A 731-nucleotide genomic window follows, 5' to 3' on the forward strand; every position below is an offset into this window, starting at 1 on the left:
TGGGGCTTTGCCCGTCCCTGCCTGGCTGATATTCAAACAAAACCAGTCGTTGGACCGGCGCGTGGTAAACCCATTCATACCCCCTGTGGGCCTTTCCTTTTTTGGCCTTCTCCAGCACTTTTATCGGGCTTTCATCGGCTTGGATGTAACCACTGCCAAGCACCTTGCCCCTCAAGGCATCATAAAGCGGTGCCAAAAGGCTGCACTGGTAGGCAAGCCACCCACCAATGGTAGAGGGGGCGATTCGGGCGCCTTCCCGTTCATATCTCTTGGCCTGCCTGTAGACGGGTAAATGATCGACAAATTTGTCGATGGCTATTTGTGCCAACAGCCCTGGCCCCGCTATCCCCTTTTCTATGGGACGGGAAGGTAATGGGCCTATAAACACCCCATCCTGGTTGTCTTTCACATATTTGGGCCGCACATAGCGGTTGACAAACAATTTGCCTGGCTCATATTCAAGCTCTTCGGTGATTTCTTCGCCTATTTTCCTGAGCCCTGTCAAATCCCCTTCTGGCTCAATGATGATTTCAGTGCGGGGCAGATGGGCAGGTAAAGGCTGACGTACCGGCTTTTCTTTCCTTTGCGGCTTTTGACGAATGTAGCTTACCTTTTGGGGAGTGCCTACCGGTGGGAGTTCCTCCACTTGTAGCCCGAGGCTGAGTTGTTCAGCGGGCTGGCTGGGAACAAAGCGCTCGCTTTTGCTGCCAAACACCACCCGTTTAAGTTGT

General features: G+C 53.1%; 1 protein-coding gene. It reads right to left on the minus strand.

The genetic code is table 11. The features are described 5' to 3' along the window. Positions 1 to 731, minus strand: a 731-nt coding sequence (locus AC04NP_RS30560) for an IS66 family transposase (RefSeq protein ID WP_482863925.1), incomplete at both ends; no start/stop codon positions are given.

This window comes from Agaribacillus sp. DX54, from assembly GCF_056858335.1.